General features: G+C 38.0%; 8 protein-coding genes. 2 read left to right on the forward strand and 6 right to left on the reverse strand.

What is annotated here, in order from left to right; genetic code table 11:
- A partial coding sequence (ytpR, locus tag M0Q17_RS09880; RefSeq protein ID WP_366835315.1) for a YtpR family tRNA-binding protein occupies positions 1–1,096 on the reverse strand: 1,096 nt, incomplete at its 3' end.
- Complete coding sequence (gene pheS / locus M0Q17_RS09885) at positions 1,093–2,085, reverse strand: phenylalanine--tRNA ligase subunit alpha (RefSeq protein ID WP_295086412.1); 993 nt, start codon at positions 2,083–2,085, stop codon at positions 1,093–1,095. The genes pheS and ytpR, both read right to left, overlap by 4 nt.
- Before the next feature lie 124 nt (positions 2,086–2,209).
- On the opposite strand from pheS, the gene M0Q17_RS09890 reads away from it, so the two are divergent.
- Positions 2,210–2,566, forward strand: a complete 357-nt coding sequence (locus M0Q17_RS09890) for a histidine triad nucleotide-binding protein (RefSeq protein ID WP_295086414.1) — start codon at positions 2,210–2,212, stop codon at positions 2,564–2,566.
- Positions 2,567–2,572: 6 nt separating this feature from the next.
- Positions 2,573–3,757 (forward strand): murein transglycosylase domain-containing protein, encoded by a 1,185-nt coding sequence (locus tag M0Q17_RS09895; protein WP_295086416.1) that lies wholly within the window; start codon positions 2,573–2,575, stop codon positions 3,755–3,757.
- A gap of 1 nt (position 3,758) precedes the next feature.
- Here the strand turns inward: M0Q17_RS09895 and M0Q17_RS09900 are convergent, their stop codons facing one another.
- The 4 genes from M0Q17_RS09900 to hemC all read right to left on the reverse strand — a co-directional run.
- Entirely contained in the window at positions 3,759–4,223 is a 465-nt protein-coding gene (locus tag M0Q17_RS09900; protein WP_295086418.1) for an OsmC family protein, read from the reverse strand.
- Positions 4,224–4,303: 80 nt separating this feature from the next.
- Complete coding sequence (argH, locus tag M0Q17_RS09905; RefSeq protein ID WP_295086420.1) at positions 4,304–5,683, reverse strand: argininosuccinate lyase; 1,380 nt, start codon at positions 5,681–5,683, stop codon at positions 4,304–4,306.
- Between the two features lie 91 nt (positions 5,684–5,774).
- Positions 5,775–7,589: a menaquinone biosynthesis decarboxylase gene (locus tag M0Q17_RS09910; protein WP_295086422.1), complete on the reverse strand. Its 1,815-nt coding sequence runs from the start codon at positions 7,587–7,589 to the stop codon at positions 5,775–5,777.
- On the reverse strand, positions 7,590–8,354 hold a 765-nt coding region (hemC, locus tag M0Q17_RS09915), incomplete at its 5' end, for a hydroxymethylbilane synthase (RefSeq protein WP_295086424.1).

Raw genomic sequence — 8,354 nt, forward strand, 5'->3', positions numbered from 1 at the left:
GCCCAATATCCAACTCAGGCTCGCTTCCTCTTGATGTTCTATAATACATCGGACCTGAAATCATCTTAGTTTCTTGCATTTTCTTAGAGATAATATCTGGAGGAATATAGCTCGCTTCTAAAAGAATAATCCCATTCTTAAGGCTAAGCTTAGAGGCATCTTCTTGAATAATTCCTACCGTAGATGCCTTTTTATTATCTTTTGCCATTATTGAGGCATATCCATTTTCATCTTGAGAAAGCGACACTTTTGCTAAAATCTCATCATTACTACAGAAAAATTTATGGTCATACGCTCTTAAAATAACACCACTGCTATGTGTTACATAGTGCATAAGAGATTCAATATCACTCTCTTTTGGATTCTCTATCTGTGTGAGCCTTAACCTTACAGCAAAGGGGAGTTTTAAATCTTTTAAATCAACTGCTCTATAGAGAAGATTTACATTTAATTTGTTCTCATGAGAGAGAGATAAAATTCTTCCTATTCCAACCCTTTTATCATCATACTCTTCTATCTTTTCTTCTTTTAAAGGTTTATCATAAGCTGCACATAAATCTCTTGCTATTCCGCGAATACTTAAACAATCACCACGATTAGCCGTCAACTCTATCTCTATTAAATCATCGCTGAAAATAGGGTTTTCACAGACTTCTTTGCCTAAAGTGTAAGATCCGATACTGCTATCTAGCTCAATTATGCCATCATTCATATCACTAAGCCCGATCTCTTTAGCCGAACAAATCATCCCCTCTGATTCGACTCCACGGAGTTTTACAGGCTTTATTGTTATGCCGCTTGGCATAACTGCACCGATTGTTGCAACAACAACATCAAGCCCTGCTCTTACATTTGAAGCTCCACATACTATCTGACGCGTACTTGAGCCGATATCAACAGTACAAATATTTAATTTATCTGCATCAGGATGTTTTTCACACTCTAAAACTCTACCAAATACTATTTTTTTTGGAACCTCATACGTTGAGATACTATCTACTTCCAAACCTATGGAGTTAAATGTTTTTACCAGTTTGTCCGTAGATATATTACTTAAATCTACCCACTCGTTTAACCAACTTCTAGTAACTATCATTGAAACTGCTCCAGCAACTTAATATCTCCCTCAAAAAGTGAACGAAGATCACCTATATGATGAATAAGCATCGCAAATCTCTCGACTCCAAGTCCAAAAGCATATCCGCTGACATTTTCATATTTTACCGCTTCAAAGACATTTGGATCTACAATTCCGCATCCAAGCACCTCAAGCCATCCTGTTTTTGAACATACTCTACACCCTTTGCCTTTGCAAAATACACAGGAGATATCAACCTCTGCCGAGGGTTCCGTAAAAGGAAAAAAGCTAGGACGAAAGCGAACATCTACATCGCCAAACATATACTTTAAAAAATCTTCTAGGATAAACTTTAAGTTTGCAAAAGAGACTTTGCCCTGCGCATCAACTAACAACCCTTCAACTTGATGAAACATCGGCGTATGCGTAATATCATAATCTCTTCTAAAAACCGCACCAGGAGCTATCATGCGAATAGGCGGTTTTGTGCTCATCATTGTTCTGATTTGAACTGGAGATGTATGTGTGCGAAGCAGCATCTCATCTTTAAAATAGAAAGTATCTTGCATATCTCGTGCCGGATGATATTTTGGAAGATTTAGTGCCTCAAAGTTGTTAAAATCATCTTCTACCATCGTTCCAGTTTTAACTGCAAAATTCATGGATGAAAAATACTCAACTATTCTGTCCATCGTCTCCATAACAGGATGAAGCGCGCCCGATTCTGATCTTGAGCTATACATAGAAACATCAATAGCTTCTGCTCTCATATTTGCTTCTAGCTCTAATGTTTGAAGAACTATTTTTCTCTGCGTAAGTTCATTCATTAGCGCACTTTTGTGCGTATTTAAATCTTGTGCAATTTTTGATTTTTCTTCATCTGATGCACTCTTCATTTTGGCAAACTCTACAGCTAAAACACCCTTTTTCCCAAACACAGCAATGCGAATCTCTTCGACTCTCTCAACATTTTGTGCCTCTTTTATTGCGTCATACCATTCTCTCAATAGACTCACCCACACTTAAGGGAAATACCCTCTTAAATTTTTAAGTAGATTATAGTCAAATATAATTTATATATAGCTTCATTTACTTTTTTATATGTTACAATAAATAAAAAAAGGAAAACAAATGTGCATATTTTGCAAGATTGTAAACAATGAAATTCCCTCAAATGTTATATTGGAAAATAAAGATTTTATAGCATTTCACGACATAAATCCAAAGGCTCCCATACATGTGCTTGCAATCCCAAAGGTACATGTAGATAGCTTTAATGAAGTAACTCCCCTGACTATGAAAAATATGACAAAATTTATGCAAGATGTTGCAAAAGAGCTGGGCATAGATAAAAGCGGCTATAGAGTGATAACAAATGTCGGAGAAAACGGGGGGCAAGAAGTAAAGCATCTTCATTTTCATATAGTCGGTGGTGCGAAACTTTCATGGTCACACCTAAGTGATGCAGACCCAATGGGAAAATTTTAAAATAATATGCCCGCTAAAATCTTAACTTCTCTGTTTTTATCTTCGCTACTTTTAGCACAAAATGCAACTGATTTTAAAAACAGCCAAGAGAAGGCTTTTAAGGCTCAAAAAGATCAATTTGACGCCTATAAGCAAAATATCGAAGATGCATTTAAATCCTACCAAGATGCCATAGAAAAAGAGTATGCCGACTATGAACAAGAGATAAGCAGCTACTGGGAAGAGCCTTTAATGTCAAGCAAAAAGAGGTGGGTAGCCTACACTAAAGACAAAAAAACAAGAACGAATATTGATTTTGAAAAAGAGATGATTATTGTTGAGACTATAGCCTCCTCTGAAAAAGAGGCTAAGGAGAAACTTAAAAAAGCTCTTGCTAACGTTGTTACAATAGATACGAAAAAAGCGCAGGAGAGTGATCCTCTTGAGCAGAGATTGGCACAAATCAAAAAACCGGTTTTTGTTGCAGATGCACAAGTTGAAGCAGAACCGATTCTCTCAACTGTTATATTTGAGAAAGCCCCCTCAAAAGATACTCTTATAACTTATGTAGAGCAAAATGTTCAAGATAAAAATATACAAAGTGTGGATTCAAAAAAAGTAAATAGTACAAAAGTGTACACGCTTAATATATCTATGCCCCCTGATGCCATGCTTAAGAGATCTCAAGTCTATAAAGAGGAGATACAAACGCAAGCATCAAGGCAAAAGGTGCCTGCCTCGCTTGTATTTGCCATTATGCACTCTGAGAGCAGTTTCAATCCAAGAGCAAAATCCCATGTTCCCGCATACGGTTTAATGCAAATCGTTCCAAAAACAGCAGGTATCGACAGCTACAACTTCTTATATAAAGAGAAAAAACTAGTCTCTGGAAACTATCTATATAACAGTAAAAACAACATAACGATGGGAAGCGCCTACTTACATATACTTTACTATAATTATCTAAGTAAAATAACAAATCCCCAAAGCCGCCTATACTGCACGATAGCCGCATATAACACGGGAGCGGGCAATGTAGCATGGGCGTTTACTAAAACGAACAGTGTACATAAAGCTACTTTGCTTATTAATGATTTATCGCCGGATGAAGTTTACAACACCTTGCTTAGAGATTTAAAGTACGAGGAGCCGAAAAAATACCTCAAAAACGTATCACAAAGAGTGCTCTCTTATGAAAAAGTTTACGGGTAATTTATGAGGGGCAACTCTCTATCTCTCCCATATCTATCCCGCTTCCGCCGCCAGAAATCATCTTCTCATTCTTTTTAATCTTTGTTCCGTTATGGGTAATGGAGTATGAGATTACAACCGAATCTCTGATGGTGTTAATAGTAGAGCAGTATGTCTCAAGTGATGCCATAACCCAGCGAGCCGCCATTATATCATCGCCATCAGAGTTAAACTTGTAATCTAGATGCAGAGTGTTGAACTTTCTTGGATGATCCTCATTTCTTTCTACATCGCCATCTACAACTAAATTCGTAACTGTTTTGTCTTGATTTTTAGGTAACAAAACAATATCTGATGCGCTGCATGTGATAATTCCCGCTAAAAAATACTCAACAGGTGATATCTGCGGACAGTCGATTATAAAACTGCTCTTTTGTGTTTTGGCTTCAAATCTCATACCATTTTTGTGCGATACTGATACTTTCATCTACTTCTCCTTAATTTTACTTCATAAAACTTTATCTATAACGATATCAAAATATGGTTACTAAAGCTAAGCCCAAAAGGCTAGATTTTTAAAAAATCTCTAAAATAAGCCAACTGTTCCAGTGTTCTTTTTGTAGAAGTTCCGCCTGCAGAAGTTCTGGCATTCATAGAGTTCTCAATCGATAAAAACTCCAAAACATCCTCGCTAATTCTGCTATCTATCTCTTGGAGATATTTCAACTCAATATCGCTTAAATCAATCTTTAGCTCCTCACTCTTAGCTACCGCTTTTCCTGTAATAAAGTGCGCTTCTCTAAAAGGAATATTGCATTTTTGCACTAAATAATCAGCTAAATCCGTAGCGCTTAGATGCCCGATTTTACAAGCATTGCTCATGTAGTTAGCTTTTACCTGCATGGTTTTGATTGCCTCTTTTAGTATCTCCAAAGAGATTAGCGCAGTTTCTACCGCATCAAAAACACCCTCTTTATCCTCTTGCGTATCTTTGTTATAAGCAAGCGGGAGAGCTTTCATAACGGTTAAAAGACCCATTAGTGAGCCATAAACCCTTCCTGTTTTACCGCGAAGAAGTTCAGGTACATCAGGATTTTTCTTTTGCGGCATTATTGAGGAGCCTGTTGAATACTCATCGCTGAGTTCAATAAATCTAAACTCATAGCTAGACCACATAACAAGCTCCTCGCTAAGACGAGAAATATGCATCATCATAGTAGAGATATTGAACAAAATCTCCAACGCAAAGTCTCTATCACTTACCGTGTCTAGGCAGTTTATACTTACACTGTTAAAGCCTAAAAGCTCTGCTGTCATCTCTCTGTCTATATTATGCGGAGTTCCGGCTAGTGCAGCACAACCAAGAGGGGAGACGCTGTTTCTCTCATGGGAGCTTTCAAACCTCTTTATATCTCTTGTAAACATAGCCAGATATGCACTTAAATGAAAAGCAAAATTGATAGGTTGCGCATGTTGAAGATGCGTCATTCCGGGCATAAGAGTATCCGTATGCTTAGATGCAACAACTAGCACTTCACTCATTAAAAGCTTTAGCGCAGCTACTATCTCTAGATTTTTACGAAGAACATAACGACGAAAATCTACGGCAATCTGATCATTTCTGCTTCTTGCGGTATGAAGTTTTTTTCCGGTATCACCGATAATTGCCGTTAAACGCTTCTCAATCCCCATGTGAAGATCCTCATCTGAGATTTTCCACTCAAATGTACCGGATTCTATCTCCTCTTTAACCTGAGAGAGTCCTTGTCTGATTTGTGCAAGCTCCTCATCACTTAAAATGCCCTGCTTTGCCAACATGGCAGCATGTGCAAGGGAGCCTTCAATATCTTCACGATAGAGTTTTCTATCAAACATGATGGAGGCGTTAAACTGATCTAAAAGATTTGATGCGCCTGCAGAAAAACGACCTGACCACATTTTTTCCATAATAACTATTTCCTTTATTTTTTAAAAACTTAATGCTAAAACAAGCTATAAGATTTCATCTCTGTGATATTTTTTAAACAAGATGCAGTAACTAAAGTTGAAACTTCCGCTGCAACTCATCGCTTAAATCCCACAGCCCTTTTTTCTTTAAAGCCTCGACAACACTCTTTGTACACTCCACATCATCGGGCCACTTTCTGCTAAATCCATCAAGCAGATTTTTATTGGTTCCATCAACTCCTACCATCAAACCTGAGATAAAAATATCTCTCATAGCATCTATGTTGTTTGTAACTCTCCAGATGAGCATGTACGGATTAAAGATATCGTTTTTTGCCTCATCAACAAATACTACCACTCTTATGTGCATACTTAACGCAACAAGAGCATCAAAATAGTTCTTTGCATTTTTTGTTTTATTTACAGAGATGACTGTTATAGGATTTTTAGTTCTTCTCATAAACTGATGCAGAGCAACAGCATCAGGAACAATCTCCTTAACTCTGGTAAATAACTCCTCATCGCCTAATAATTGAGGCGCTTCTACCTTATTTGCCGATGTAACGTCTATGCCTAATTTTCCGCCGACAAGAGTCTCAGAGGAGGAGTGATCAAGCGCATCAAGTATCCCCTCTGTGATAAAGAGGGATTTTGGCGTAAACCTATCAAGTATATAAGTAGCAACAGATTCATAATTTTCAAGTTTTGGCGCATTTGCATCTAAAAATATGGCATGTTTTACAAAACTCATCTGTCCAGCACCCCAAAAAGCGTGCATAAACTGCTTTGCATGACCTTTATAGAGCGGTTTCATCTTCGCTAAAATAAGGTTATGAAAACCTGCATTCTCAGGCATATGATAATCAAGCAAATCAGGAGCAGTGGTTTTTAAAAGAGGAAAAAATATCTTGCCCGTAGCCCAGCCCATATATTTATCTTCTAACGGCGGCTTTCCTACAACAGTAGCTAAATAAAGAGGCTCTTTTTTCGTAGTAATTGCACTAACTTCCATAACAGGATAAGGTTCAGCAAGTGTATAGTAACCGGTATGATCGCCAAAGGGACCCTCGATTTTCATATCATGCGTATCCACCCACCCCTCAATAACATAATCAACATCTCTAGGAATATATAGAGGCGTAGTTATTGACTTCACAAGCTTTGCAGGCTCTTTTTTTATAAGTCCATACATCAACAACTCATTTACACCGTAAGGAAGCGGAGCCGTAGCACACCATGTATAAAGAGGGTCTCCGCCGATTGCAACACTGACCGGCATCTTTTTGCCGGCTTTTTGATACTGATCAAAAAAGTGAGAGGAGTCCTTGTGAATCTGCCAGTGCATTCCTAGATGGTTTTTATCATACACCTGAAGTCTATACATGCCGAGATTTACCATCTCGCCGTCAAAACTCTGTGTATAAACCTGACCCATTGTTATAAACGGTCCCCCATCTTGCTCCCATGTTGTCAACACAGGAAGATTGTAGAGATCTATATCTTTATCTAAATATTTTATCTGTTGACACGCGCCACTGCCCTTTAATTTCTTTGGAAAAATATTTCTAAGCGCAAATAGTTCACCTGCTTTTGAGAGTTTGTTAAAAAAACCCTCAGGCGGCTTCATGTGAAGCAATTTTGAAATCTCATCTGCAATTGATTCTATAGTTCTGCCAAAAAGAAGCTCACAGCGTCTATATGAACCAAAAACATTCATAAGAACACTCTCTTTAAACTTTTTACCGCTTTTTTTATCTACCACATTTGTAAAAAGAAGTGCCTTGCCACCATCTTTTTTCTTTACTTCCGCATAAGCCAAGTGAGGTATTTCAAGATAAATATCAAGCTCCTCTTCTATAACTCTTAACTCATTATTTTTTCTAAGAAGATCGAGGGTTCTCTTCATTTATCTGTTTTCCATCATAGCTTCAGCACGGGCAAGCAACTCTTTAGCACCTCTTGCTATAAACTCTGCCGCCATCTCCCTGCCAACATTTTGGTAATCTTTATTAGAAGTTATCTTTGAGTCACTAAGCATCTCAGTTCCATCAGGAAGACCCAAAACAGCTTTAATGCTTACGTTTCCATCTTCTAAAACAGATGCATTTACCCCTATAGGAACCTGACAACCGCCTTCTAACTCATCCACAAAAGATCTCTCTATAGTCGTCTCAATTCTGCTGTACTCATCTTCAAGGCCTGCTATAATCTTTAAAACCTCTGCATCATTTACCGCTTCAATACCCAATGCACCCTGTCCCATCGACGGAACCATCTCATCTAAAGAGATTGGATAAACATGTTGAACAGCATCTAGCAAAGAGAGTCTGTTTATCCCCGCTGCTGCTAAAATAATTGCATCAAAATCACCTTGTTTTAACTTTTTTATTCTTGTATCAACATTTCCTCTTAAATCTTTTATAATCAAATCAGGGCGAAGTTTCTCTATCTGCATACGGCGGCGAAGAGAAGATGTACCTACTATCGCTTTTTTTGGAAGAGCAGCAATGTTTGCATATTTCTCAGATAGCAGCGCATCTCTGCAATCTTCTCTCTCTGTAATAGCTGCTAAAAGAAGCCCGTCTGGCATAACAGTAGGAACATCTTTGAGTGAGTGAACAGCGATTTGCGCCTCCCCTTTTAGCATTGCCTCCTCAAGCTCCTTTAAAAA

Origin of the sequence: Sulfurimonas sp. (assembly GCF_023229105.1) — a bacterium.
Taxonomy (GTDB): Bacteria; Campylobacterota; Campylobacteria; order Campylobacterales; family Sulfurimonadaceae; genus Sulfurimonas.

What these genes read in the sequence shown, in the direction of transcription:
- M0Q17_RS09890 (WP_295086414.1), top strand. Translation starts at nt 2,210, where the DNA reads ATGTGCATATTTTGCAAGATTGTAAACAATGAAATTCCCTCAAATGTT.
- M0Q17_RS09910 (WP_295086422.1), bottom strand. Translation starts at nt 7,589, where the DNA reads ATGAAGAGAACCCTCGATCTTCTTAGAAAAAATAATGAGTTAAGAGTT.
- M0Q17_RS09900 (WP_295086418.1), bottom strand. Translation starts at nt 4,223, where the DNA reads ATGAAAGTATCAGTATCGCACAAAAATGGTATGAGATTTGAAGCCAAA.
- M0Q17_RS09895 (WP_295086416.1), top strand. Translation starts at nt 2,573, where the DNA reads ATGCCCGCTAAAATCTTAACTTCTCTGTTTTTATCTTCGCTACTTTTA.
- argH (WP_295086420.1), bottom strand. Translation starts at nt 5,683, where the DNA reads ATGGAAAAAATGTGGTCAGGTCGTTTTTCTGCAGGCGCATCAAATCTT.